This is a genomic window from Cupriavidus sp. USMAA2-4, from assembly GCF_001854305.1.
In the GTDB taxonomy this organism is placed as follows: domain Bacteria; phylum Pseudomonadota; class Gammaproteobacteria; order Burkholderiales; family Burkholderiaceae; genus Cupriavidus; species Cupriavidus malaysiensis.
The window spans coordinates 3,538,749-3,562,603 of the sequence record NZ_CP017749.1; the positions used below are offsets into that span (position 1 = coordinate 3,538,749).

At 71.8% G+C, this 23,855-nt stretch carries 20 protein-coding genes; 8 read left to right on the forward strand and 12 right to left on the reverse strand.

Annotated features, from left to right (window positions below; all coding sequences use genetic code 11):
* The first annotated feature begins 466 nt into the window (after positions 1-466).
* Both BKK79_RS35455 and BKK79_RS35460 read left to right on the forward strand, forming a co-directional pair.
* A complete protein-coding gene (locus tag BKK79_RS35455) occupies positions 467-775 on the forward strand; it encodes a hypothetical protein (protein ID WP_231908099.1) in 309 nt (102 codons plus the stop codon).
* Positions 772-1,701 carry a hypothetical protein gene (locus BKK79_RS35460; RefSeq protein WP_084085570.1) on the forward strand — a complete coding sequence of 310 codons (930 nt, stop codon included), beginning with the start codon at positions 772-774 and terminating at the stop codon, positions 1,699-1,701. Before BKK79_RS35455 ends, BKK79_RS35460 begins: the two co-directional genes overlap by 4 nt.
* A gap of 75 nt (positions 1,702-1,776) precedes the next feature.
* Here BKK79_RS35460 and BKK79_RS35465 read toward each other — a convergent pair whose 3' ends face one another.
* Positions 1,777-2,241 (reverse strand): hypothetical protein, encoded by a 465-nt coding sequence (locus tag BKK79_RS35465; protein ID WP_071040181.1) that lies wholly within the window; start codon positions 2,239-2,241, stop codon positions 1,777-1,779.
* A 170-nt stretch (positions 2,242-2,411) separates the two neighbouring features.
* Here BKK79_RS35465 and BKK79_RS35470 point away from each other — a divergent pair, with 170 nt between their 5' ends.
* Positions 2,412-3,929: an MFS transporter gene (locus BKK79_RS35470; protein WP_071040182.1), complete on the forward strand. Its 1,518-nt coding sequence runs from the start codon at positions 2,412-2,414 to the stop codon at positions 3,927-3,929.
* 394 nt (positions 3,930-4,323) lie between these two features.
* On the opposite strand, the gene boxA is transcribed toward BKK79_RS35470, so the two are convergent.
* The 4 genes from boxA to BKK79_RS35490 all read right to left on the reverse strand — a co-directional run bounded on the left by boxA (position 4,324) and on the right by BKK79_RS35490 (position 10,164).
* The gene (gene boxA, locus BKK79_RS35475; protein ID WP_071040183.1) at positions 4,324-5,604 is read right to left on the reverse strand and encodes a benzoyl-CoA 2,3-epoxidase subunit BoxA; all 1,281 of its coding nucleotides are present in this window, start codon (positions 5,602-5,604) and stop codon (positions 4,324-4,326) included.
* Between the two features lie 106 nt (positions 5,605-5,710).
* On the reverse strand, positions 5,711-7,138 hold the full coding sequence (gene boxB, locus BKK79_RS35480; RefSeq protein WP_071019147.1) for a benzoyl-CoA 2,3-epoxidase subunit BoxB: 1,428 nt from the start codon (positions 7,136-7,138) through the stop codon (positions 5,711-5,713).
* Positions 7,139-7,246: 108 nt separating this feature from the next.
* Positions 7,247-8,905 carry a 2,3-epoxybenzoyl-CoA dihydrolase gene (gene boxC / locus BKK79_RS35485; protein WP_071040184.1) on the reverse strand — a complete coding sequence of 553 codons (1,659 nt, stop codon included), beginning with the start codon at positions 8,903-8,905 and terminating at the stop codon, positions 7,247-7,249.
* 152 nt (positions 8,906-9,057) lie between these two features.
* Positions 9,058-10,164: a helix-turn-helix transcriptional regulator gene (locus BKK79_RS35490; protein ID WP_232346402.1), complete on the reverse strand. Its 1,107-nt coding sequence runs from the start codon at positions 10,162-10,164 to the stop codon at positions 9,058-9,060.
* 100 nt (positions 10,165-10,264) lie between these two features.
* Here BKK79_RS35490 and BKK79_RS35495 point away from each other — a divergent pair, with 100 nt between their 5' ends.
* The 3 genes from BKK79_RS35495 (at position 10,265) to BKK79_RS35505 (ending at position 14,023) form a co-directional block, all read left to right on the forward strand.
* Positions 10,265-10,732 carry a DUF4863 family protein gene (locus BKK79_RS35495; RefSeq protein WP_071040185.1) on the forward strand — a complete coding sequence of 156 codons (468 nt, stop codon included), beginning with the start codon at positions 10,265-10,267 and terminating at the stop codon, positions 10,730-10,732.
* Positions 10,733-10,751: 19 nt separating this feature from the next.
* Positions 10,752-12,308: a 3,4-dehydroadipyl-CoA semialdehyde dehydrogenase gene (locus tag BKK79_RS35500; RefSeq protein WP_071040186.1), complete on the forward strand. Its 1,557-nt coding sequence runs from the start codon at positions 10,752-10,754 to the stop codon at positions 12,306-12,308.
* A gap of 125 nt (positions 12,309-12,433) precedes the next feature.
* A complete protein-coding gene (locus BKK79_RS35505; RefSeq protein WP_071040187.1) occupies positions 12,434-14,023 on the forward strand; it encodes a benzoate-CoA ligase family protein in 1,590 nt (529 codons plus the stop codon).
* A gap of 67 nt (positions 14,024-14,090) precedes the next feature.
* Here the strand turns inward: BKK79_RS35505 and BKK79_RS35510 are convergent, their stop codons facing one another.
* From BKK79_RS35510 to BKK79_RS35540, 7 genes are all read right to left on the reverse strand, one after another.
* Positions 14,091-15,086, reverse strand: coding sequence for a tripartite tricarboxylate transporter substrate binding protein (locus BKK79_RS35510; RefSeq protein WP_157128604.1), 996 nt, complete (start codon positions 15,084-15,086; stop codon positions 14,091-14,093).
* A gap of 14 nt (positions 15,087-15,100) precedes the next feature.
* Positions 15,101-16,570, reverse strand: coding sequence for an MmgE/PrpD family protein (locus tag BKK79_RS35515; RefSeq protein ID WP_083384466.1), 1,470 nt, complete (start codon positions 16,568-16,570; stop codon positions 15,101-15,103).
* A 155-nt stretch (positions 16,571-16,725) separates the two neighbouring features.
* Entirely contained in the window at positions 16,726-17,730 is a 1,005-nt protein-coding gene (locus BKK79_RS35520; protein WP_071019136.1) for a tripartite tricarboxylate transporter substrate binding protein, read from the reverse strand.
* 83 nt (positions 17,731-17,813) lie between these two features.
* Complete coding sequence (locus tag BKK79_RS35525) at positions 17,814-18,428, reverse strand: YbhB/YbcL family Raf kinase inhibitor-like protein (protein ID WP_083384465.1); 615 nt, start codon at positions 18,426-18,428, stop codon at positions 17,814-17,816.
* Positions 18,425-19,120: a 3-isopropylmalate dehydratase small subunit gene (gene leuD, locus BKK79_RS35530; protein ID WP_084085715.1), complete on the reverse strand. Its 696-nt coding sequence runs from the start codon at positions 19,118-19,120 to the stop codon at positions 18,425-18,427. Before leuD ends, BKK79_RS35525 begins: the two co-directional genes overlap by 4 nt.
* Positions 19,121-19,122: 2 nt before the next feature.
* Positions 19,123-20,520 carry a 3-isopropylmalate dehydratase large subunit gene (locus BKK79_RS35535; RefSeq protein ID WP_071040189.1) on the reverse strand — a complete coding sequence of 466 codons (1,398 nt, stop codon included), beginning with the start codon at positions 20,518-20,520 and terminating at the stop codon, positions 19,123-19,125.
* On the reverse strand, positions 20,517-21,431 hold the full coding sequence (locus BKK79_RS35540) for an isocitrate lyase/PEP mutase family protein (protein WP_084085572.1): 915 nt from the start codon (positions 21,429-21,431) through the stop codon (positions 20,517-20,519). Before BKK79_RS35540 ends, BKK79_RS35535 begins: the two co-directional genes overlap by 4 nt.
* A 198-nt stretch (positions 21,432-21,629) precedes the next feature.
* Here BKK79_RS35540 and BKK79_RS35545 point away from each other — a divergent pair, with 198 nt between their 5' ends.
* Together BKK79_RS35545 and dinB are read left to right on the forward strand one after the other, a co-directional pair.
* Positions 21,630-22,442, forward strand: a complete 813-nt coding sequence (locus tag BKK79_RS35545; RefSeq protein ID WP_071040190.1) for a GntR family transcriptional regulator — start codon at positions 21,630-21,632, stop codon at positions 22,440-22,442.
* A gap of 155 nt (positions 22,443-22,597) precedes the next feature.
* A complete protein-coding gene (gene dinB / locus BKK79_RS35550) occupies positions 22,598-23,770 on the forward strand; it encodes a DNA polymerase IV (protein ID WP_071019130.1) in 1,173 nt (390 codons plus the stop codon).
* Positions 23,771-23,855: the final 85 nt, after the last annotated feature.

A 23,855-nucleotide genomic window follows, 5' to 3' on the forward strand; every position in this document is an offset into this window, starting at 1 on the left:
CGTTGGTTCCGGTCAGCGGAACGGCGGCGCTCGCGCACCCTGCGCGGCGGCGGCCGGTCCGGCTTCTGAGCGGTCAACGTTGCACGGCGGGAGATTTGTAAAAATTAATTCCGGGCAGCCTGCCCCGCCAAGGTGCGCGCCTGGCATCGCCGGACCGCGGGCACGCCGCATCCGCAGGGTTTCCAGGCCGATCCCGGTCGAAGTTGCGGGAAATTCGCGACGGATTGCGCGCCGCCTCGCCGCTTGCGCCTGTGCGCTGCCGCACTATGCTGGAAGGGCATCGCGGCACGATCTTCCCCCGGAGCGGCGCCGCCATGTGCCGTCCAATGCGTCTGCCTGGCCGCTGTTCCACCAGGCGGAGCCTTGGCCCCGTGACTGTCAACCGGACACCATGATCATGTCGAAAAAGCTTGCATTTCTTCTGACATGCCTGGCATTGGGGAGCGCCGGAGCCGTGCATGCTCAGATGCAGCCGAAACAACCCGACCCGTACACCAGCGGCGCGGACGCCAACAGTGGTGCCCGCGATCCTTACTCGCAGGGTGCGCGCGTCGGCGATAAGTTCGATCCCTATTCGCAAGGGGCGAATCAGTCCACCCAGCAGAACCTGGCCCCGAGCGACGTGAGCCCGCCACGCGACCCGTACTCGCAGGGAGCCAACACCGGCACGCGCGATCCCTATGGCGAGGGCGCGCGCACCATCAACCGCGACTACCCCTTCGACCCCTCCTCCGGCGCGCAGGACCGCCGCAACCCCTACTTCCAAGGCGCATGATCGCTTCTTCGTCTTCCCGCCGCGACCACCGCGCCGCGGCGGGCCGCCGCCGCGCGGCATCGCGGTGCGCCAGCCTGGCGCTGGCACTGCTGGCTTTCCCGGCCTGGGCCGATCCCGCTCCCGTCCCATCATCCGCCGCCACGGCGGCAGCACCGCCGCCGGCCGCGGCCCGCCTCGCCCGCCGCGATGACGATCCCTGCGCCACCGTATGGTTCCGTGACGGCGCCAAGGTACAGATGGAAGCCGATGGCGCCATGCCGATGTCGCGCCATACGGTGCAGCAGCGGCCACAGGTCAGCGGCGACACCTGCACCACGCAATTGCAGATCCATTCGAAAACGGCCCTGGCGGCCCTGATGGAACCCCCCGTGACCACCGACCAGCAGTACGCCGTGGTCATCGTGCCACCGCGCGGCGGCGCGCCCGGCCACGTCGAAGGCGGCGCCGTGGTCGATGCCAGCGGCCACTACGTGCGCCTGCACGGCGAGACCCGCAGCATGGGCCGCGGCGTGTTCGACTACGCGCACCAGGACCTGAGCGAGGGCAAGGAACTCGGCGGTGAGTCGGTCACGTCCCGCGCCAGCTTCGTCATCTACGCGCGCGACTCCGGCGACGAAGTAGGCCGGCTGGAGATGCCGCACGCCACGCTGCAGGTGGCATCGCGCCGGGTCGGCAAGCGGCAGCACATCGATACGGCGCTGGGCAGCATCGAATGCGTGCCGATCCGCTACGAGCGCGTGACCGATCTCGGCCCGCTGCAGGTGGCCGGCGACGCGATACCGACCCAGCCTACCGTGATGCAGATCACCGATTGGTACTGCCCGAGCCAGGGCTTCGTGATGCGCTCCGACGTCGAGGAGAACGGCAAGGTCCAGCGCATCGACACCACGTCGATCGAGGCGCTCGACGCCACCGACGAACCGTGAGAGCCGTGATGGCAGCGTAGTGGCCACGTCACGGCAGCCAGCGCCACGGCAGCCCGGCCTGCGCGCCGGCTGCAGTCAGCCGGCGGCGGCCAGGAAGCCTTCCGCCAGCGCCACCCAGCAGGCGGCACCGAGCGGAATCAGCGCGTCGTGGAAGTGCGTCAGCAAGGAGATGGCGCGGTCCGGCACCGGTTCCCGCACCTCGGGGAAGGCCATGGTCTGCGTGATGAAGGGGCTGCGGAAGGGGCGGCGGCGCGCTTCGCCGGACAGCGGCACCAGCGTTTCGCTGCGCCAGCACAGTTCGAAGGCCCGGCTCATCGAGGCGCATTCGATCACGCGTGCCGGCGCCGCCAGGCCGCTGGCGGCAAACAGGGCATGGAAGGGAGACTGTGCATCGGCCAGCGGGTCGAGCGTCAGCCAGTCGGCGTCGAGCAACTCCCGCACCGAGCGCGCGCCGGCCAGCGGATGCCCGCGCCGCGAGGCTTCCTGCATGCTGCCGGTGTCGGCCACCGCGGCAAGCGCGCGCAACTGGTCGAGCTTCATGGAAGAGGATGCCTGCAGGGCAAGGCCGGCTTTGCGGGGGGAGTCCCGGACCCTGCCCTGCCTGCGGTCCTTGACGGCGGGCAGGCGCTCGCACAATCATTGTCGGTGTGCAGCAGGTAGGCAGCAGATAGCCAACGCAGGGCCCCGTTCATCCCACCTGGAAGGGCACTATGAAGCAAGGCGCGGTCATGCTGAAGGCGCATCCCGACCTGACGTCGCTGCAGGTCCACCTGTTCGGGCTGGCGCTCGGCTGCGCGACCGGCGTGGACTTCGTCGCCTCGTCGATGATGGGAGTGGCGGGCACGCACATCCGCGCCGGCGTCTTCGCCTCGCCGGAGGACTTCCTCTGGAGCCTGACCTCCTATGCGGCCGCAGCGGTGGTGGCCAACCTGGTGCTGCGGCGCATCGCCGAAGACATCAGCTACCGCGGCTACACCCTGCTGAGCCTGGCAGTCGCCGCCGCTGGCGCGCTGCTGTGCGCGCTCTGCGAGACGCCGTTCCAGCTCAGCCTCGCGCGCGCCGTGCAGGGCCTGGGCGCGGGCGGGCTGTTCTCCGCCTCGCGCATCATCATCCAGCTCGCCGCCGAGCGCGAGGAACGCCGCCCGCTCTTCCTCGGCTTCAATATCGGTGCGCTGGGCATGCCGGCGCTGGCGCCCTGGGTCACGGCCCAACTGGTGCAGAACACCGACTGGCGCACCATCTTCCTGTTGCAGGCGGCCCTGGCGCTGGCGACCTTCGCCTTCGTGCTGGCGGCCTACCCGCGCCGCATGCGCGCCACGCTGCCGCCGTGGAAGATCGAGGTCGGCAAGCTCGACTGGCTGACGGTGATCCTGCTCGGCGCCGGGGCGCTGATCCTGCTGCACGGGCTGGGCGACCTGCGCTTCTACGAATTCGCCAACTCGCCGAGCGTGGCGCTGACGCCGCTGCTCGGTCTCGCCTGCGTCACCGCCGTGTTCGTCCACCAGCACCGGCACCCCGACCCCTGGCTCAATCCGCGCCTGCTGCTGGGCCGGCGCTATATCGCGGGCCTGTCGTTCTACGCGCTGTACTACTTCCTGGGCGGGTTGTGGGGCTACGTGGTGCCGACCACGCTGCAGTCGGGGCTCGACTTCACCTTCCAGACCGCCGGCGCGGTGCTGACCACCACCGGACTGGCCGGCTTCGGCGCGGCGCTGCTGTTCACCTTCGGCGGACCGAAGCTGGTCGGCCAGCGGCGCTATATCGCACTGGGCTACCTGATGTTCGCCGGGGCGGCCTGGCTGCTGTCCCAGCGCATGATGCCGGGCGCCTCGATCACCGTGCTGCTGCCGGCGCTGACGCTGCAGAGCCTGACCGTGCCCTTCGTGCTGATGCTGGTGGCCGGCCTGACCTATGCCGACCTCAGCGTCGACAGCTTCGCCCATGCCTACCAGTTCAAGAACATCGTGCGGCAGGTGGCCACCGCCGGCGGCACCGGCATGGCCAGCCTGTGGCTGCAGTACGGCGAGGTGATGGCGCGCACCCAGCTGGTCGGCAACATCACGCCGTTCGCCTTTGCGCAGGAACCCGACCAGGGCACCCTGCTGCGGCTGTCGCGCCAGATCGACCAGCAAGCACTGCTGATCGCCAGCGGCAACCTGTTCGCGCTGCTGGCGGTGGCCTGCGTGGTGATCGCGCTGGTGGCGGTGGCGCAGCGGTCGTTGCGGTGAGGATGGGGGGCGGCCGAACGCCAACACCGAGCGCTGAGCACCAACACCGAGCGCCAAGCACGAGGTCTTGGCTCCCTCTCCCCGCATGGAGAGGGTTGGGGAGAGGGTTGGGGAGAGGGTTGGGGAGAGGGTTGGGGAGAGGGTTGGGGAGAGGGTTGGGGAGAGGGTTGGGGAGAGGGTTGGGGAGAGGGTTGGGGAGAGGGTTGGGGAGAGGGTTGGGGAGAGGGGTGGTTTAGCAAGGCGCCACATCCAGCGAAGCCGACGGTGTGATCCAGCACACGAGCCAAGAAACGAAGCCAACGGTATGGTCCGGCACGCAAGCACAGAAACGAAGCCGATGGTGTAATCCCGGCCGCCGCGGTCAGCCGGCGCCTGCCCTCTCCCCCCTGCCCCGTCAATACGTCTCCAGGTGCAGCCGCCCCTCCGCCTTCAGCGAGGCCGCGATCGCGTCCCAGTCCAGCCCGGCCTGCCGCGCCACGTCGCGCAGCGCCATTACTACGCCCTCCTCCATGCTCTTCAGCCCGCACACATAGAAGTAGCTGTCCGGGTCCGCCAGCAGCACGGCCAGGTCGGCAGCGCGTTCGCGCATGGCGTCCTGCACGTAGCGGCGCGGCTGTCCTGGCGTGCGCGAGAACGCCAGGTTGATGTCGATGAAATCCTTGGGCAGGTTCTGCAGCGGCCCGAAGTACGGCAGTTCTTCCTTGCTGCGCGCGCCGAAGAACAGCATCAGCTTGCCGCCTTCGAAGCGGCCGCCCTTGCGCAGGCGCCGGCGCCATTCGGTCATGGCGCGCATCGGCGCACTGCCGGTGCCGGTGCAGATCATCACGATGTGCGAACGCGGATGGTTGGGCATCAGGAAGCTGGCGCCGAAGGGGCCGATCACCTCCACCTTGTCGCCCACCTGCAGGTCGCACATATAGTTGGAAGCGACGCCGCGCACCGGATTGCCCTGGTAGTCGGCCAGCACGCGCTTGATGGTCAGCGACAGGTTGTTGTAGCCGGGCCGCTCGCCGTTGCGGGCGCTGGCGATCGAATACTGGCGCGGGTGATGCGCGCGCCCCTGCGCGTCCACGCCCGGCGGCACGATGGCGATGGACTGGCCCTCCAGCACCGGGAACGGCATGGCGCCGAAGTCCAGCACGATATGGTGGGTGTCGTACTCGCGCCCGACCTCGGTGACGCGCACATTGCCGGCCACGGTGGCGGTGACCGACTTGCGTTCGGCCTTGGGTCCGTACAGGTTGGTGAAGGCACGCGCGGCCGACCACGGCGGCACCGTGGCGCCATAGCGCGCACTGTTGAAGGTTTCCTGGCCGGCGGTGGCCACCGGCGGCTCGGTCAGGGCCGGCTCGAGCAGGGCCGGCGCGCCGGGCGCCACGCCCTGCTCCGCCAGTTGCTGCTCGCTCAGCTCGACCGGCAGTTCGTCCCAGCCGAGCTGGTCGTCGAGGCTATAGGGCTTGGCGCGCGGCATCACGCGCCAGTTGTCGATCGAGCCGGTCGGGCATGGCGAGATGCAGGCCATGCAGAAATTGCACTTGTCGGCATCGACCACGTAGTTGCGCGAGTCGTGCGTGATAGCGTTCACCGGGCAGGTGGCTTCGCAGGTGTTGCAGCGAATGCAGATCTCGGGGTCGATCAGATGCTGCTTGATGACGTGAGTGTCGGCCATGTCCATGGCTGTCTCCTGGCGGTGAGCGTCCCTCGGATGCGGGGCGTTTCGTTCTGGGCGGGCGCGGTGGCGGCGCCCGCCGTGTCTCCGTGGTGTCTCGGACGGCCCGGGCTCAGTTGAAGCGCACGTACTCGAAGTCGACCGGCTGGCGGTTGATGCCCATCACCGGGGGCGCGATCCAGTTGGCGAACTTGCCCGGCTCCACCACGCGGCCCATCAGGCTGGCGACGAAGGCACGGTCTTCCGGCGTCGGCAGCCACTGCGGCGCGTTGGCGGCCCACTCGGCGTCGGAGATCACGCGGCCGTCCGGCGAGACCTTGACGCCGGCGAGGGCGCCGATATTGCGGTGGAAGGCCTTGTGCGGCACCTTGAGGCGGAACGGGATGCCGGCCTTGTCGATGACCTTGTTCCAGCGCTCCACGCCGGCCATGCTGTCCTTGATGTAGTCGTCGCGCAGCACTTCGTTGAGGGCGTTGAGCATCGGCACTTCCTTCTCGACCAGCTGGCCGCCGGCGGCTTGCAGCACCTTGTAGCTGTCGCCCTTGAGCAGGTGGTCGTCGGCGCGCTTGCCTTCCTCGTAGCGGCCCTTGAGGCCGGTGCTGTAGAAGGTGGCGGCATTGGACGACTCGTCGGCGCCGAACAGGTCGATGGTGACGCTGTAGTGGAAGTTCAGGTAGCGCTGGATGGTCGGCAGGTCGATCACGCCGGCCGCGCGCAGCTTGCCCGGATCATCGGTCTTGAGCTCGTTCATCACCTGGCAGGTGCGCTGGATCACGCGCGACACGCCGGATTCGCCGACGAACATATGGTGCGCTTCCTCGGTCAGCATGAAGCGCGTGGTGCGCGCCAGCGGGTCGAAGGCGCTCTCGGCCAGGGCGCAGAGCTGGAACTTGCCGTCGCGGTCGGTGAAGTAGGTGAACATGAAGAAGGACAGCCAGTCGGGCGTCTGCTCGTTGAACGCCTGCAGGATGCGCGGATTGTCCTGCTCGCCGCTGCGGCGCTCGAGCAGGGCCTCGCCTTCCTCGCGGCCGTCGCGGCCGAAGTACTTGTGCAGCAGGTAGACCATGGCCCACAGGTGGCGCCCTTCTTCCACGTTGACCTGGAACAGGTTGCGCAGGTCGTACATGCTGGGCGCGGTCAGGCCGAGGTGGCGCTGCTGCTCGACCGAGGCGGGCTCGGTGTCGCCCTGGGTGACGATGATGCGGCGCAGGTTGGCGCGATACTCGCCCGGCACGTCCTGCCAGGCGTCCTCGCCCTTGTGGTCGCCGAAGTGGATCTTGCGGCCGGCCTCGGCCGGGTTGAGGAAGATGCCCCAGCGGTAGTCCGGCATCTTGACGTGGCCGAAGTGGGCCCAGCCCTGCGGGTCGACGCTGATGGCGGTGCGCAGGTAGACATCGAAGCCGTGCGAGCCGTCCGGGCCCATGTCGTTCCACCAGCTCAGGTAGTTGGGCTGCCATTGCTCCAGCGCGCGCTGCAGCGTGCGGTCCTCGCTGAGGTTCACGTTGTTGGGGATCTTGTCGCTGTAGTTGATGCCGGACATCGTTGTCTCCGTCGCTGTCTTGCTTCCGGGTGGATGGAATGGCCCTGCCGCGCGCCACGCGGACCCGCGCGGCAGGACGATGCTGGGGGGGAAGTCGGCGCGCGCCCCTCAGACGCGGTTCCAGTCGAAGGCGGCCTTGTCGCCCTTGCCGTAGACCTTCAGCGCCCCCTTCTCGCCGACCGCGTTGGGACGCTGGAAGATCCAGTTCTGCCATGCGGTCAGGCGGCCGAAGATGCGGGTCAGCATGGTCTCCTGGCCATTGAAGCGCAGGTTGGCTTCCATGCCGGTGAGCGCGTCGGGCGACATCGACACGCGCTCTTCCACGGCGATGCGCACTTCGTCCGCCCAGTCGATATCGTCCGGGTTGGCCGTGGCCAGGCCCAGCGCGAAGGCGGCATCGGCGTCGAGCGCCTGGCCGGCCTTGGCGCGCACGGCCTCCAGCGCCGGTGCCTCGTCGTAGAAGCGGCGCCCGAGACGGCTCTGCCCGGTGGCCATCGGGTAGCGGCCGAAATTGGCCTCGCCCACCGTGATCTTCGGCGCGCGCGCCTCGTCGTCGGGCAGCGCCAGGTGGTAGATGCGGTCGCAGGCCAGCGCCAGCTCCAGGAAGGTGCCGGCGAAGCAGGAACCCGGCTCGACCAGCGCGAACAGGCTGCGCGAGGACACGTCCAGGCGCGACAGCACGCGGCGCAGCAGGCCGATGGTCTCGCGCACCAGCCAGTGGTCCTGATGCGCCTGCAGCGTGGCATCGACGCCGAGCACGGCGGCGGCATCGCCTTCGGTCTTGATCAGCCAGGTGCCGATGTCGAGCTCGTTGGTGCGCATCGACAGGATGGCGTCGTCCAGTTCGCGCGCCAGCTGCAGCGGATACCAGGCGGCGCCGGCCTCGACGATGGCCTGCGGCGTGGCCGGCTGCGGGCCGGAGGGACCGCGCACGGTGAAGCTGGCGGTGCGCCCGGCGCGGTCGATCACCACGCTGACATGCCGGTAGTGCAGCGCATCGGCCTCGACCGTGCGCGCCAGCGGCGGCAGCGCCACGCCGGGCACGCCGGCCGGGCGGTCGCTGCCGGCCGCCAGCGCCAGCGCGCGTTCCCGCACCCGCTGCGCGAACACGGCGGGCTTGGCGATGTCGTCGACCAGGCGCCAGTCCTTGGCGCGCTGGCCGCGCACGCCCTCGGTGGTGGTGCAGAAGATGTCGGCCAGGTCATGCCGCACGTGGCGCTTGTCGGTCACGCGGGTCAGGCCGCCGGTGCCGGGCAGCACGCCCAGCAGCGGCACTTCGGGCAGGCTGACGGCCGAGGAGCGGTCGTCCACCAGCAGGATCTCGTCGCAGGCCAAAGCCAGCTCGTAGCCGCCGCCGGCGCAGGCGCCATTGACCGCGGCCAGGAACTTGAGGCCGCTGTGCCGCGAGGAGTCCTCCATGCCGTTGCGCGTCTCGTTGGTGAACTTGCAGAAATTCACCTTCCAGGCATGGCTGCTGACGCCCAGCATGAAGATATTGGCGCCCGAGCAGAACACCTTGTCCTTGGCGCTGGTGACGACCACGGTGCGCACTTCGGGATGCTCGAAGCGGATGCGGTTCAGCGCGTCGTTCAGCTCGATGTCCACGCCGAGGTCGTAGCTGTTCAGCTTGAGCTTGTAGCCGGGACGCAGGCCGGCGTTCTCGTCGATATCGATCGACAGCGTGGCTACCGGGCCGTCGAAGGCCAGCTTCAGGTGGTGGTACTGGGACGGGTCGGTCTGGTATTCGACGCGGGGGGCGATGCTCATGATCGTTGTCTCCTCAGCTTTAACGCAGGATAGTGCATTCGTTTCGATTCAGTAAAAGCACTATAGTGCATCCATGAATCCAGGGTCAAGAATTATCTTGCGTGTCGCCACTGCTTACCGTGAGCGCTCCCGGCGCGGCGCCCCGGGAGTGCTCACAAAGGTAGCTGCAGGGCCGTCCGCACCATCTCCCGCAACGCCTGGAACGTCGGCTCGAGCGGCTGGGCACTGGTATCCAGGTTGAACTCCGCCTTGGAATAGAAGGCCGCGCGCCCGGCCAGGATCTGCCGCAGGTCATCCATGGCCTCGCGGCTGGCGGCCATCGGCCGCAGGTCGCCCTGGGCGCGCACGCGGCCCATGTGGTCTTCCGGCGTGGCCTGCAGCCAGACCGTGGTGCAGTGGGCCAGCAGCAGGTTGAAGGCGGCCGGGTCCGAGACCAGCCCGCCGGGCGTGGCGATCACTGCCTCCGGGTGGATCTGGATGGCCTCCTCCAGCGCGCGCCGCTCATAGCGCCGGTAGGCGTTCATGCCGTACAGCCCCTGGATCTCCGACACGCTGCAACCGGCGAACTGCTCGATCTCGCGGCTCAGTTCGACGAAGGGCACGCCGAGATCGTCCGCCAGCATCGCGCCCAGCGTCGACTTGCCGGCACCGCGCAGGCCGATCAGCGCCACCCGCGGGCTGCGCGCCGCCCCGCCCGCACCCGGACCGTTCTGCCCGCCGGTGCCCAGCAGTTCGCCCACCGCGATGCGCACGCGCCGCAGCGTGGCCTCGTCGCGGTGCTCCAGCAGTTCGCGCAGCAGCAGCCATTCCGGGCTGGAGGTGGTCACGTCGCCGAGCAGTTCCGCCAGCGCGCAGTGCAAGGCCCCCGCCACCTGCTGCAGCACCAGGATGGAGGCATTGCCGTCACCGTATTCCAGATTGGCCAGGTGGCGCTCGGAAACCCCGGCCGCCGCCGCCACCGCCTTGCGCGTCAGGCCGCGCCGGGCGCGCAGCTCGCGCACCCGCTCGCCGAGCGCCTGCAGCAGCGGGCTGCGCCCCTCGCCAGCCACCGGCGCGCCGGTGGCCGCGCCCGCGCGCTGGCGCGCGCCGGGCGGGCGGGACGCCGTCGGCGCCGCAGCGGCGCCGGCGGCGCCCGGCAAGGCCACGGGAGCGGGAGCGGCGCCAGCCGCCTCTGCGTCCGGCCCCGGCGACTGCCCCAGCGGCTGGGGCAGCGGCTGGGGCAGCGTTAACCCCGATCCATGCAATATAGTGCTTGACATGATTTTCAGCCGGCTCTATGTTTCGTTCATGCACAATAATGCATGAATCGCCGGCATGCAAGCCGGCCATGCCCGATGGAGCCCCACCGTGTCCCCCAGCATGTCTCCCACCGAATTCCGCGCCCTGCTGGCGCGCCTGACCGCGCAGCTCGCCGGCCGCCCCCTGGACGATAGCCTCGACGCCTGGCTGAATGCCGAGCACGGTGCCGGCAGCGCCACTTACCGTGAGCTGAAGGCCGCCTGCGAGGCCGGCGTCGCCGCCGGCTGGCTGTGCGACCGTGAAGGCGGCGGCATCCGCTACGGCCGCATCTTCAAGCCCGCCGACGACCTGCACGGCTTCTCGGTCGACGTGGTCGACATGTGCGACATCGCCGGCCCCCACCACGTCCACCCCGAGGGCGAGATCGACCTGATCCTGCCGCTCGACGGCGCGGCCCGCTTCGACGGCCGCCCGGCCGGCTGGCTGGTGTGCCCTCCGGGCAGCGCGCACCGCCCCACCGTCAGCGGCGGACGCGCGCTGGTGCTCTACCTGCTGCCCGCCGGGCGCATCGAATTCACGCGCCAGTAAGCCAACGGGGAGACACGCCATGAGCGAACGGCTTTCCAACTATCTCGGCGGGCGCTGGCAGGCCGGCAGCGGCGCCGGCACCCCGCTCTTCGACCCCGTGCTCGGCACCGAACTGGCGCGTGTGGACGCCGGCGGACTCGACCTTGCGGGTGGCTTCGCCTTCGCCCGCGAACAGGGCGGCGCCGCGCTGCGCGCGCTCGGCTACCGCGAGCGCGCCGGCCTGCTGGCCGCCGCCGCCAAGGTGCTGCAGGCCAATCGCGGCACCTATTACGAGATCGCCACCGCCAACAGCGGCACGGTCGCCGGCGATTCGGCGGTCGATATCGACGGCGGCATCTTCACGCTGTCCACCTATGCGCGGCTGGGCGAGTCGCTGGCGGAGTCGATGGGCGGCCGGCGCACGCTGCTCGATGGCGAGGCAGCGCGGCTGGGCAAGGATCCCGCCTTCCAGTCACAGCACGTGCTGGTCCCCGCGCGCGGCGTGGCGCTGTGCATCAATGCCTTCAATTTCCCGGGCTGGGGCCTGTGGGAGAAGGCCGCGCCGGCGCTGCTGTCCGGTGTGCCGGTGATCGTCAAGCCGGCCACCGCCACCGCCTGGCTGACCCAGCGCATGGTGCGCGACGTGGTCGAGGCCGGCGTGCTGCCGCCGGGCGCGCTGTCGGTGGTGTGCGGCAGCCCCGCCGGCCTGCTCGACCAGCTCCAGCCCTTCGACCTGCTGTCCTTCACGGGCTCGGCCGACACCGCCGCGCAACTGCGCGCGCATGCGGCCGTGAGCCGGCATTCGGTGCGCGTCAACATCGAGGCCGACAGCGTGAACTCGGCCCTGCTGCTGCCGGGCGAGGCGCCTGACAGCGAGGCCTTCGCCCTGCTGGTCGAGGAGGTCGTGCGCGAGATGACGGTGAAGTCCGGCCAGAAGTGCACGGCCATCCGCCGCGTGTTCGTGCCGGAAGCCCTTTACGATGCCGCCGCCGAGGCCATCGGCGCGGGCCTGGCCAGGGTCACGGTGGGCAATCCGCGCCAGGCCGAGGTGCGCATGGGCGCCCTGGTCAGCCGTGCCCAGCTGGAGGCGGTTCGCAGCGGCCTGGCACGGTTGCGCACGGCCGCCAGCGTGCTGCACGACGGCGCCGGCCACGCCCTGGTCGACGCCGATCCGGCGGTGGCCTGCTGCGTGGGCCCCACCCTGCTCGGCACGCGCGACGCCGACGGCGCGGCGCTGGTGCACGACACCGAGGTCTTCGGCCCGGTCGCCACCCTGCTGCCCTACCGCGACAGCGCCCACGCGCTGGCACTGGCGCGGCGCGGCCAGGGTTCGCTGGTGGCCTCGCTCTATGGCAGCGACGCCGCCGCGCTCGGCGACGCCGCGCTGGCCCTGGCCGACAGCCACGGCCGTGTCCACGTGGTCTCGCCGGAGGTGGCGCAGAGCCACACCGGCCACGGCAACGTGATGCCGCAATCGATACACGGCGGCCCCGGCCGGGCCGGCGGCGGCGAGGAACTGGGCGGCCTGCGCGCGCTCGGCTTCTACCACCGCCGCAGCGCCATCCAGGCCGGCGCCGCCGTGCGCGAGCGCCTCTGAGCATGGCCCGGGCGGCGCGCGCGCACGGCGGCAAGACCGGCGCGCGCCGCTCCCTCCCGTCAGCGGGAGCACGAACCGAAGACCCTGAAGCCAGTACCTGTCCGATCGAGATTGGGGAGACAAGCATGAGCGCCCAAGCGCAAGCGCCGGTGGAACCGCCCGGCACGCCCTTCAACTTTGCCCATCACCTGTTGGCGCGCAACGCGACGCGCGCCGCCAAGACCGCCTACGTCGACGACGACGGCACGCTCAGCTACGGCGCGCTGGACGAGCGCGTGCGCCGGCTGGCGGCGGCGCTGGCGGCGGCCGGCGTGCATCGCGAGGAGCGCGTGCTGCTGCTGATGCACGACTGCAACGACTGGCCGGTGTGCTTCCTCGGCGCGATGTACGCCGGCATCGTGCCGGTCGCCGTCAATACCCTGCTGACCGCCGACGATTACGCCTACATGCTGCGCCACAGCCGCGCCCAGGCCGCGCTGGCCTCGGCGTCGCTGCTGCCGGTACTGCGGCAGGCCATCGACCTGGCAGCGGCCCAGGGGGGCTGCGAGGTCCGCAGCGTGATCGTGGCGCGCGGCGAGGCGCCGGCCGCGCCCGGCTGCGCCGCCCTCGACGACCTGCTGGCCGCGCACGCGCCGCTGCCCGCGCCCGCCGCCACCGGCCCCGACGACCCCGGCTTCTGGCTCTATTCTTCCGGCTCCACCGGCCGCCCCAAGGCCGCGGTGCACAGCCACGGCAACCCCTACTGGACGGCCGAGCTGTACGGCGGCCCGGTGCTCGGCCTGCGCGAGCAGGACGTGTGTTTCTCGGCCGCCAAGCTGTACTTCGCCTACGGCCTGGGCAACGGCCTCAGCTTTCCGCTGAGCGTCGGCGCCACCGTGGTACTGATGGCCGAGCGGCCGACGCCAGAAGCCACCATCCGGCGCTGGCTGGACCACCAGCCCACGGTCTTCTTCGGCGCCCCGACCGGCTACGCGGGCCTGCTCGCCTCGCCGCAGCTGCCCGCGCGCGGCGAGGTCTCGCTGCGCCTCTGCTCGTCGGCCGGCGAAGCGCTGCCGGGCGAGATCGGTGAACGCTTCACCGCGCACTTCGGCTGCGAGATCATCGATGGCATCGGCTCCACCGAGATGCTGCACATCTTCCTGTCGAACCGGCCGGGGCGCGTGCGCTACGGCACCACAGGCTGGCCGGTGCCCGGCTATGCCATCGAGCTGCGCGGCGAGGACGGCGGCCCGGTGCCCGACGGCGAGGTGGGCGACCTCTACATCCGCGGCCCGAGCGCGGCGCTGATGTACTGGAGCGACCGCGCCCGCTCGCGCGACACCTTCCGCGGCGAGTGGACCAAGAGCGGCGACAAGTACCTGCACAACACCGACGGCAGCTACAGCTACGCCGGACGCAGCGACGACATGCTCAAGGTCAGCGGCATCTATGTCTCGCCGTTCGAGGTGGAGGCCACGCTGATCCAGCATCCCGCGGTGCTGGAGGCGGCCGTGGTCGGCGTGCAGGACGCCGACGGCCTGACCCGCGCCAAGGCCTACGTGGTGCTCAAGCCGGGCGCCAGCGCCAGCGACGGCGAACTCAAGGCCTTCGTCAAGGACCGGCTGGCGCCCTACAAGTACCCGCGCCTGATCGAGTTCGTCGACGGCCTGCCCAAGACCGCCACCGGCAAGATCCAGCGCTTCAAGCTGCGCGAGCTCGACGCCGCCCGGCACTGAGGCCGGCGCGGCCTCTCTTCGACAGGGCGGACGCCGGCGGCCGGATCGGCTGCCGGCATCCGCTGCGCTACTCGGCCGCCATCCGCGCCGCGCGCGCGAGGCGGCCCAGGCGGACCTTCTCGTCGTCGAGGAAGCGCGCGAAGCCCTCGCGCGAGCCGCTCACCGGCTGGTAGCCGTAGGCCGCCATCTGCGCCAGCAGGTCGGGATCGCTGCGGTAGGCGAGCGCGGTCGCCTGCGCCACCCGGTCGAGCACCGCGTCCGGCGTGCCGCGCGGCGCGTAGATGCCGCCCCAGTGCTGCATGCGCACAGCGGTGAAGCCCTGCTCGACCGTGGTCGGCACGTCCGGCAGCACCGCCGTGCGGTGCCCGTCGGCCACCGCCAGCGCGCGCAGCTTGCCGCCACGCACGAATCCCAGCACGCCGACCGGCGCTTCGGAGGCCAGGTCGATCTGGCCGCCCATGACGGCGTTCAGCGTCTCCATGCCGCTCTTGTAGTGCACCACCGTGACCGGCACGCCCAGCGCCTGGCGCATCATCTCGGCGACGAAATGGCCGGTGCTGCCGAGCCCGGCGGTGCCGAAGGCGATGCCGCCCCTGGCCCTGGCATAGGCCTGCAGAGACTTCAGGTCGTTAAAGGACGCGCCCGCCGCGGCGACGATCACCGAGGGCGCCGAGCTGATGCTCGCCACCGGCACCAGGGCGTCGTCGGCATAGGGCATGCGGGCACGCAGCAAGGCGTTGGACACCGCGCCATTGCCCGCCACCAGCAGGGTGTAGCCGTCCGGCGCGCTGCGCGCCACCAGCTCCGCGCCGATCAGCCCGCCGGCGCCCGGCTTGTTGTCGACGATCACGCTCCGGCCCAGCTGGCGCGCCAGCGCCTTGGCCAGCAGGCGGGTATTGGTATCGCCGGGGCCGCCGGCCGAGAATGGCAGCACCAGCCGGATCGGCCGCGCCGGCCAGGCCGCCTCGGCCCGCGCCGGCGCGCCGCGCAGTCCGGCCAGCGCCAGCGGCAGCAGCGCCACCATCCCCAGGCAGGCACGCCTTCTGTTCAGGGTCGTCGCCATGGTCCGCTCCCGGCTCATGCGAAGGCGGCGCCGACCGGCGGCGCCAGCAGGGCCATCAGTTCGCGCACGTCGCCGAGCGTCTCCAGTCCGGCCACCATCTGCTCGATGGCCTGCTGGCGGGCGGGCGCGACCAGGCCGTCGGTAAGCGCGCGGAACTTGGCGGCGACCTCCGCGTTCGACTGCGGCGCCTCGATCGCGCGCGACGCGCGCCGCTGCACTTCGATGCGCTGGCCGTCGGTGAAGGTCACCGCCAGGCGCACGCGCCCGCGCGCCTGGGCACCGCCGGCGTCGAGGGCCGCGTCGTGGCGCACCTCGATGCGGGGCAGCAGCGCCCACACATCGTCGGCATCGATGCGCGCGGGGGTGAACTGTGCCACCAGCGCGGCGCCGTCGAGCACCGCCACGGCGAGCGCGTAGCCGATGTGCATCTGCGCGCCGATCGGCGTGAACGGGCGCTGCGGCGGCCACCAGCCGTGGTGGTAGACCGCATGCGTGACGTCGACCTCGATGCGCGCGATCTCCGGCGCGCGCAGCGGGCGCTGCGCGCCGACGTCGAACAGCGCATCGAGCGGGGCGTGGATGCCACCCATGGCCGCATAGGGCTTGATCACCATGCGCTCCACTTCCCAGCGCTCGCCGAGGCCGTCGGCAAGCTGGCCGGCATCGGGCGCATGGCCCTCGCCGAAGGTCGAGAGGAAGCCGCCGTACTCGCGCTCGAACACACGCTTGATGCCGGTATAGCCACCCGCCGCCAGCAGCGCCGCGTAGAGGCCGTTGCGCGCCGCGAAGCCGTGGTGCATGCGCTTGCTCATGGCCTCGTACTGGGCCGCCATCAGGCCGGCCGACTGCGTCGCGGCCAGGCCCAGCGCATCTTCGAAGCGGGCCGCGTCCAGCCCCAGCAGCTTGCCCACCGCGGCGGCCGCGGCGTGGGTGCCGAACACCGCGCCCGAATGCCAGCCGCGCGACAGCATCTGCGCGCCGTGCAGGGCCAGCCCCACGCGCGGGCCGACCTCGAAGCCGGCCATGGCCGCCTCCAGCAGGCCCGCCCCGCTCACCCGCGGCTCTCCTTCCGCCGCCGCCCACAAGGCCGGCAGCACCAGCGAGGCGCTGTGCAGCGGCGCGAGCGGATGGTAGTCGTCCAGTTCGAAGCCCTGGATGAAGGTACCGTTGAGCAGGGCCGCCCCCGGCGCACTGGTGCGCGCGCCCCAACCGACGATGGTGCGGTCGCCCTCGCCTTCGGTACGGCGCACGATGCCCGCCGCGACGCGCGACCAGGGCAGCTGCGCGCCGACGATGGCGCAGCCGATGCCGTCCAGGATCAGGGCCTTGGCGCGTTCGCGCGCGCTGGCGCTGGCCTGCTCCAGGCGGAAGCCGGCCAGCCAGTGGGCGAGGCGCCCGGTCGGCCCGGCCGGATCGGTGGCCGCCTGGCCGGTGGCGCCGGCGTGCGCCGGGGCGGAACCCGGTACGGAAGAATGGGAGGTCATGGCAGGTCCTTGCGAGTGAGCGGGTGAGCGGGTGAGCGGGTGAGCGGGTGCGCCGGCGAGCGCACCCGGGATTCGACGTCCGTGCCCGACCCGGGGCCGGCACGGCAGACGTGTTCCGGTCGAGCGTTGCATCGAGCGCTCGATCAAGCGGACCTTCAGTCGAGCGGATAGTGCTTGACCAGCTCCGCGACGTGCGCACTGTCGCGCCGCACTTCCTCGGCGAACTCGGCCGGCGTGTTCGCCACCGGCTCGGCACCGGCGTTGGCGATCGCCTTGCGCACGTCGGCGTCCTTGACCGCTTCGCGCAGCGCCGCGACGATGCCCTGCGTGATGGCGGGCGGCGTCCCCTTGGGCGCAAACAGGCCATACCAGGTCACCGAGCGGAACTGCGGATAGCCGGCCTCGGCCGTCGTCGGCACATCGGGCAGCGCCGCCGCGCGGCGGTCGCCCTGCGTGGCCAGGATGCGCAGCGTGCCGGCCCGGTGGTGCGGCAGCGCGCTGGCGATGCTGGTGAGAGCCATGTTCACGTTGTTGGCGACCAGGTCGGTGACGATGGCGCCGGTACCTCGGTAGTTGACGATCACCAGGCGCGGCAGGCCCGCCTCGTCGGCAAGCTGCTGGCCGGACAGCCGCGCCAGGTTCTCGCCCGTGCCGAGCGAGCACTGCGGCGCGGTGCGGCAGTAGCGCACCAGCTCGCCGAAGGTCTTGACCGGCAGCCTGGCACTGACCACCACCGCGGCGGGCGACTGCGAGACAGCGCTGACCGGCTCCAGCCGGGCGAGCGGGTCGACACCCTTGAGGCTGGGCGTGTAGCGCGTCGCCAGCAGGCCCGGCACCTGCAGCAGCAGCGTATAGCCGTCGGGACGGGCCTCCATCACGCGCCGCGTGCCGATCAGGCCGTCGGCGCCCGGCAGGTTCTCCACCACCACCGGCTGCCCCCACATCGCGCCGAGCTGGCGCGAGACGGCCCGGGCGGTGGCGTCGGTGCCGCCACCCGCGACATAGGGCACCACCAGGGTCACCGGCCGCTGGGGCTTCCACGGCGCGGCGGGCGCTGCCTCGGCGCTCGCCAGCGCGGGCGCCGCCAGCAGGGCGGCGACGGCCGCGCCCAGGGCGAGCCGTCGCGCCGGCCGGCGCGGCTTCGGGTCTTGTATCGACATCTTGTCTCCTGTCATCGTCTTGTCGTCGGATCCTCGTGGATCCTGCTTGTCCTGCTTGTCCTGCTTGTCCATCGCGCCGCCGGTCAGGCTGGCGCGCCCACTGCCCGGGCCCGCCAGTCACGCTGGAACACGCCATCGAGCCGGCCGCGCGCCATCGCATGCGCACGCAGCCACGGCCGCAGCGCATCCGCCGCCAGCCCGGGCGGCGGCGGCGCCGACAGCGCGAACAGCTGGAACACATAGCGGTGCGGGCCGTGGCCGGGCAGCGGGCGCGGTCCGTCGTAGCCGGTGCCGCCGAGGCCGTTGCGCGCCAGGACCACGCCCTGCGGCGCGCGGCCCGGCGCCAGGGCGCCCTCGGGCAGCCCGTTCACCGCCGCCGGGCCCCAGGCCAGCGCGTGCGCGATGGCGTGCGGCAGCGGCACGTCGGGGTCTTCCACCAGCAGCAACCAGTGGCTGGCACCGGCCGGCAATGCCCGCCAGCGCAAGTCCGGCGACAGGTTGCCGCCCACGCCCCGGCCGGCGTGGCGCAGCGCCAGGCTGGCACCGGCGGCGAAGCTGTCGCTGTGCAGCGCCAAGGCTGCCGGCAGCGCCGCCAGCACCGGGTCCGCCTGCGCCAGCGTGGCGTCGCCGGCATGGCGGCCGCGCAGCAGCAGCCCGATCCAGCGCAGTACCCAGGGATGGCGCATGTCCGCCGTCATGGCAGGCTCCGCGCCTGCGCCTGCGCCTGCGTTGCCGGGGCTGGCGGCGGCACCTGCCCGTCCACCCGCCCTGCCATCTGCCCTGCCACCTGCCAGGCCCAGGGCCGGCGGCTGCGGTCCTGCTGCTGCCAGGCGCGGATGGCGGGATCGTCCTGCAAGGTCAGCCCGATGTCGTCCAGCCCGAGCAGCAGCGCCTGGCGCCGCAGCGCGTCGATCGGGAAGGGACTGGCCACGCCGTCGGGCGCGGTCAGCGTGGCGGCCTCCAGGTCCACGCGCAGCGGTGCGCCGCCGGCGCACTGCGCGGCCAGGGCCTGCACGGCTTCCAGCGGCAAGCGGATCGGCAGCACACCGTTCTGGAAGCAGTTGCTGTAGAAGATATCGCCGAAGCTCGGCGCGATCACGCAGCGCACGCCCATGCCCATCAGCGCCCACACCGCGCCCTCGCGCGACGAGCCGCAGCCGAAGTTGGGCCCGGCCAGCAGGATGGGCGCGCCGCGGAAGGCGGCCTGGTTGAGCAGGCAGCCCGGGTCCTCGCTGCCGTCCTCGCGGTAGCGCAGGGCCTCCAGCGCCCAGGGGCCGAGCTGGTCGCGCGCCAGGCTGGTCAGCCGCTCGATGCGGACGATGACATCGGTATCGACGTTGGCGAGCATCAGCGGCACGGCGGCGCCGCTGACCACGGTGAAAGGCTGCAGGCTCATGCAAGGCTCCTGACATCGGTGATGCGGCCGGTGACGGCGGCGGCCGCGGCCATCGCCGGGCTGGCCAGGTGGGTGCGCGCCCCGGGGCCCTGGCGGCCGACGAAGTTGCGGTTGGAGGTGGATACCGAGCGCTGTCCCGGCGGCACCTGCTCGCCGTTGGCGGCCACGCACATGCTGCAGCCGGGCTCGCGCCAGCTGAAGCCGGCCGACTCGAACACCTCGCGCAGGCCTTCGGCCTCAGCCGCCGCCTTGACCGCCACCGAGCCCGGCACGACCCAGGCGGTGACGCCGGGCGCGACGCGGCGCCCGCGCAGCACCGCGGCGGCGGCGCGCAGGTCGGACAGGCGCGAGTTGGCACAGGAACCGATGAAGACCCAGTCCACCGGCGTGCCGGCGATCGGCGCGCCGGGCTCCAGTCCCATGTAGGCGAGCGCGTCGGCATAGGCCTGCGCGGCGGCGCCGGCGGCCGCGGGCACGGGGATGCGCGCGTCCACCGCGATGGCGTGCTCCGGGCTGGTGCCCCAGGTGATGGTGGGCACGACCTCGGCCGCGTCGATGCATTCATCGCGGTCGAAGACCGCGCCGGCGTCGCTGGCCAGGGTGCGCCATGCCGCCGCCGCCTGCTCGAACGCGGCGCCGGCCGGCGCATAGGGACGGCCGCGCAGCCAGTCGATGGTGCGCTCGTCCGGGGCGATCAGCGCGAAGCGCGCGCCCAGCTCGACCGCCAGGTTGCACAGGGTCAGCCGTGCCTCCACCTCCAGCGCGCGCACGGCGCTGCCGGCGAACTCGATGGCATGGCCGGCCCCGGCCGCCGCGCCGAAGCGGGCGATCAGGTGCAGCGCCAGGTCCTTGGCGCTGACGCCGGGCGCCAGCGCGCCTTCGCAGCGGATACGCATGCGGCGCGGCTTCTGCAGGCGCAAGGTCTGCGTGGCCAGCGCATGCGTGCTCTCCGACGAGCCGACGCCGAAGGCCAGCGCCCCGACCCCGCCATTGGTACAGGTGTGGCTGTCGCCGCAGACCACGGTCAGGCCGGGCAGCACGATGCCGAGTTCGGGGCCGCTCACGTGCACGATGCCCTGGCCGGGCTCGCCGAGATCGAACAGTGTCACGCCGGCCGCGGCCGCGCGCTCGCGCAGCGCGCTCCACAGCCGCGCGCCGGGCAGGTAGGTGGTGCCGTCGCGCCCGGGCTGGCTGGACACCGCGTGGTCGGGCGTGGCGAAGACCAGGGCGGGGTCGTGCAGCGGCAGGCCGCGCGCCGCCACCTCTGCCAGCGCCGGCGGGCCGGACAGGTCGTGCAGCAGGTGGCGGTCGATGTGCAGCAGCGCCCAGCCGTCGCCCAGTTCGCGCACCACATGCGCATCCCAGAGCTTGTCGAACAGCGTGGCCGGGATCATGCCGGCCTCGCGGCGTCGCTGCTGCCGGGGGTGGCGGGAGCAATGGCGAGCGCCGGTGCACCCGCATTGAAGCGCTGGCGCAGGGCGTCCCACTCGTCGGCGCCGAAGCGACGGAAGGTCTGCGCCACGCCCGCCGACACCGGCGGCGCGCTGCGCGTCGCCTTCAGTTCCGCCAGCGCGCGGTCGCCCGCCTCGATCGCGGCCTTCAGCATCAGGCCCGGCAGGATGGCCAGCTTGTAGCCCATGGCCTCGGCCTCGCGCAGGTCGAAGATCGGCGTGCGCCCGCCGGGCACCACGTTGAGCAGGCAGGGGCCCTGCACGCGGGCCGGCACCGCGGCCACTTCCTCCAGCGTCTGCGCGGCTTCGACGAAGGCCATGTCGGCGCCGGCGGCGAGCGCCGCCTTGGCGCGCCAGATGGCCTCGTCCAGGCCCAGCACGGCGCGCGCGTCGGTGCGCGCGATGATGACGAAATCCGCCGTGCGGCGCGCCTGCGCCGCCGCCCGCACCAGCGAGACGAAGGCTTCGCGCGAAACCACCTCCTTGCCGTCGAGGTGGCCGCAGCGCTTGGGCGCGACCTGGTCCTCGATATGGATGCCGGCCACGCCGCGGCTCTCGTACTCGCGCACGGTGCGCGTCACGTTCAGTTCGTTGCCGTAGCCGGTATCGGCGTCGGCGATCAGCGGGATGGCGATGGCGCGCGCCATCACCGCGGCGTTCTCCACCATCTCGCTCAGGGTCAGCAGGCCGAAATCGGGAAAGCCGCGCGCGGCCGAGGTCCCGGCTCCGGTCATGTAGGCGGCGGCGAAGCCGGCCTGCTCGATCAGGCGCGCGCCGATGGCGTCATAGGCGCCCGGCGCGATCAGCATGCCGGGCGCCTGCAGGCGCTGGCGCAACAAGGTGGCGGGGTGCATGGTGCGGGCGGTCTCCTCTTGCGGGTAGGCGAATGCCCCCGGGACGGGGGACCGGGGCAGCGTGTGCCTCTCGCCTGTGTTTATGTGTTTATATTCTAATAACAACTAACCAGCAAGGTCAACCGGAACCGGGCGGAGCGGCCAGGGATCCGCGCCACCCTTGTGCTATGCTCCCCGACGCCACCGATCCATCACCCCATGCCCCGCAACACCGCTGACGCAACGCCCGCCCCGCTGCCCCGCATCCCTGGTACCTCCCTGCACCGGCAGCTCTTCCTGGTGCTGCGCGACGAGATCTCGCGCGGCGTCTACGCGCAGACCGGCGCGCTGCCCAAGGAAGAGGCGATCTGCGAGCGCTTCGGCGTCTCGCGCATCACGGTAAGGCGCGCGCTGGCCGACCTCGCCGCGCTCGGGCTGGTGGAGCGGCGCCACGGCCTCGGCACCTTCGTGCGCGCCGGCACGCCGGCGGGGCGCAGCAGTCCCAGCCTGGGCATGATCGACAGCCTGCGCCGCGCGGCGCTGGAAACCGAGGTCGAGGTGCTCGAGGTGGCCCAGGCCGAGCCGCCGCCGGATATCGCCGCGCTGCTGCAGCTCGCGCCCGGCGAGCACGCCGTGCATGCCCTGCGCCTGCGCAGCCTGCAGGGCGAGCCGGTCATGCTGACCGACGCCTGGGTGCCGGCCGCGCTGGGCAAGCGGGTCTCGGCGGCAGCGCTGCGCAAGCATGCGCTGTTCGAGATCCTGATGGCGCAAGGGGTGAAGTTCGGCCGCGTGGTGCAGGAAATCAGCGCCCAGGCTGCCGATCCCCGCTGTGCCCGCTGGCTGCGCACCGAAGTCGGCGCGCCGCTGCTGAAGCTGGTGCGCCTGCTGCACGATCCCGCGGAGCTCCCGGTGCAGCACCTGACGGTGCTGCTGTCGCCGGAACGCAGCCGCATCCTGATGGACATCCCCTCCGAGAAGATCAACACGCTGAGCGCGGGACAGATCGTCCACGATATCGGCCGGCAGGGCTGAGTGCGCGGCGCGGCCGGCGCGGGCGCCGGGGCGTTGGGCCAGGTCCTATCGTCCAGCGGGGAAATTTCCCATATACTGTATATTCATACAGTCAACTGGAAGCCGTGGCCGCATGCTGCCACGCACCCCTCCGCCCGCCTCGCCGCCCAGCCGTCATGCTGTCCGCCACCCGCCGCATCGCCCACCTCGACATGGACGCCTTCTACGCGTCGGTCGAGCTGCTGCGCTACCCCGAACTGCGCGGCCAGCCGGTGGTGATCGGCGGCGGGCGCAATGCCGTGCCGGAGGTGCTGGCCGACGGCAGCCGCCGCTTCGCGCGCCTGCGCGACTACGTCGGACGGGGCGTGGTCACTACCTCGACCTACGAAGCGCGCGCCTTCGGCGTGTTCTCCGCCATGGGTATGATGAAGGCCGCCCAGCTCGCCCCGGACGCGATCCTGCTGCCGACCGACTTCGAGGCCTACCGCCACTACTCGCGCTTGTTCAAGGCGGCGGTGGCGCGCTTCACCGACCAGATCGAGGACCGCGGCATCGACGAGATCTACATCGACCTGAGCGCGGTGCAGGGCGAGGCCGCCGAGGTTGCCGGGCGCATCAAGCAGGCCGTGCGCGAAGCCACCGGCCTGAGCTGCTCGATCTGCGTGGCGCCGAACAAGCTGCTGGCCAAGATCGGCTCCGAGCTGGACAAGCCGGACGGACTGACGCTGCTGCGCATGGAAGACGTGCCGCTGCGCATCTGGCCGCTGCCGGTGCGCAAGGTCAACGGCATCGGGCCCAAGGCGAGCGAGAAGCTGGCCGCGCTGGGCATCGGCACCGTGGGCGAGCTGGCGCGCGCCGACCTGGGGCTGCTGCAGGAGCATTTCGGCCGCAGCTACACCGCCTGGCTGGCGCAGACGGCGCAGGGCTTCGACGAGCGGGCCGTGGTGGTCAGTTCCGAGCCCAAGTCGATCAGCCGCGAGACCACCTTCGAACGCGACCTGCACCCGCGCCGCGACCGCCCGCTGCTGTCGGAAGCCTTCACGGGGCTATGCCTGCGCGTGGCGGACGACCTGCGGCGCAAGGGCTATGTCGGGCGCACCATCGGCATCAAGCTGCGCTATGACGATTTCCGCACGGTGACGCGCGACCTGACCCTGCCGGAGCCCTCGGCCGACGGCGCGGCCATTCGCCGCGCGGCCACCGAATGCCTGCGCCGCGTGCCGCTCGACCGCAAGCTGCGGCTGCTGGGCGTGCGCGTCAGCGCGCTGCTGCCGGTGGAGGAAGCGGCGGGGCTGGCAGCGCTGCCGATCCAGGCCGAACTGCCGTTCGACGCGGCGGACGGCGGCTGAGCCGGGCCGGCGCACGGCCATGGACGCCGCGGGCCGGCCGCACACCCCGGCCTTTCTCCCCTCTGCCTTTCTCTCCTGGCCGCCG

Coding starts and splice junctions, on each gene's coding strand:
- BKK79_RS35525 (WP_083384465.1), bottom strand. CDS start 18,428: ATGACGGCGGACATGCGCCATCCCTGGGTACTGCGCTGGATCGGGCTG.
- BKK79_RS35540 (WP_084085572.1), bottom strand. CDS start 21,431: ATGCACCCCGCCACCTTGTTGCGCCAGCGCCTGCAGGCGCCCGGCATG.
- BKK79_RS35470 (WP_071040182.1), top strand. CDS start 2,412: ATGAAGCAAGGCGCGGTCATGCTGAAGGCGCATCCCGACCTGACGTCG.
- BKK79_RS35495 (WP_071040185.1), top strand. CDS start 10,265: ATGTCTCCCACCGAATTCCGCGCCCTGCTGGCGCGCCTGACCGCGCAG.
- dinB (WP_071019130.1), top strand. CDS start 22,598: ATGCTGTCCGCCACCCGCCGCATCGCCCACCTCGACATGGACGCCTTC.
- BKK79_RS35535 (WP_071040189.1), bottom strand. CDS start 20,520: ATGATCCCGGCCACGCTGTTCGACAAGCTCTGGGATGCGCATGTGGTG.
- boxA (WP_071040183.1), bottom strand. CDS start 5,604: ATGGACATGGCCGACACTCACGTCATCAAGCAGCATCTGATCGACCCC.
- BKK79_RS35510 (WP_157128604.1), bottom strand. CDS start 15,086: ATGGCGACGACCCTGAACAGAAGGCGTGCCTGCCTGGGGATGGTGGCG.
- BKK79_RS35500 (WP_071040186.1), top strand. CDS start 10,752: ATGAGCGAACGGCTTTCCAACTATCTCGGCGGGCGCTGGCAGGCCGGC.
- boxC (WP_071040184.1), bottom strand. CDS start 8,905: ATGAGCATCGCCCCCCGCGTCGAATACCAGACCGACCCGTCCCAGTAC.
- BKK79_RS35455 (WP_231908099.1), top strand. CDS start 467: ATGCAGCCGAAACAACCCGACCCGTACACCAGCGGCGCGGACGCCAAC.
- BKK79_RS35545 (WP_071040190.1), top strand. CDS start 21,630: ATGCCCCGCAACACCGCTGACGCAACGCCCGCCCCGCTGCCCCGCATC.
- BKK79_RS35465 (WP_071040181.1), bottom strand. CDS start 2,241: ATGAAGCTCGACCAGTTGCGCGCGCTTGCCGCGGTGGCCGACACCGGC.
- BKK79_RS35520 (WP_071019136.1), bottom strand. CDS start 17,730: ATGTCGATACAAGACCCGAAGCCGCGCCGGCCGGCGCGACGGCTCGCC.
- BKK79_RS35505 (WP_071040187.1), top strand. CDS start 12,434: ATGAGCGCCCAAGCGCAAGCGCCGGTGGAACCGCCCGGCACGCCCTTC.
- BKK79_RS35515 (WP_083384466.1), bottom strand. CDS start 16,570: ATGACCTCCCATTCTTCCGTACCGGGTTCCGCCCCGGCGCACGCCGGC.
- boxB (WP_071019147.1), bottom strand. CDS start 7,138: ATGTCCGGCATCAACTACAGCGACAAGATCCCCAACAACGTGAACCTC.
- BKK79_RS35460 (WP_084085570.1), top strand. CDS start 772: ATGATCGCTTCTTCGTCTTCCCGCCGCGACCACCGCGCCGCGGCGGGC.
- BKK79_RS35490 (WP_232346402.1), bottom strand. CDS start 10,164: ATGTCAAGCACTATATTGCATGGATCGGGGTTAACGCTGCCCCAGCCG.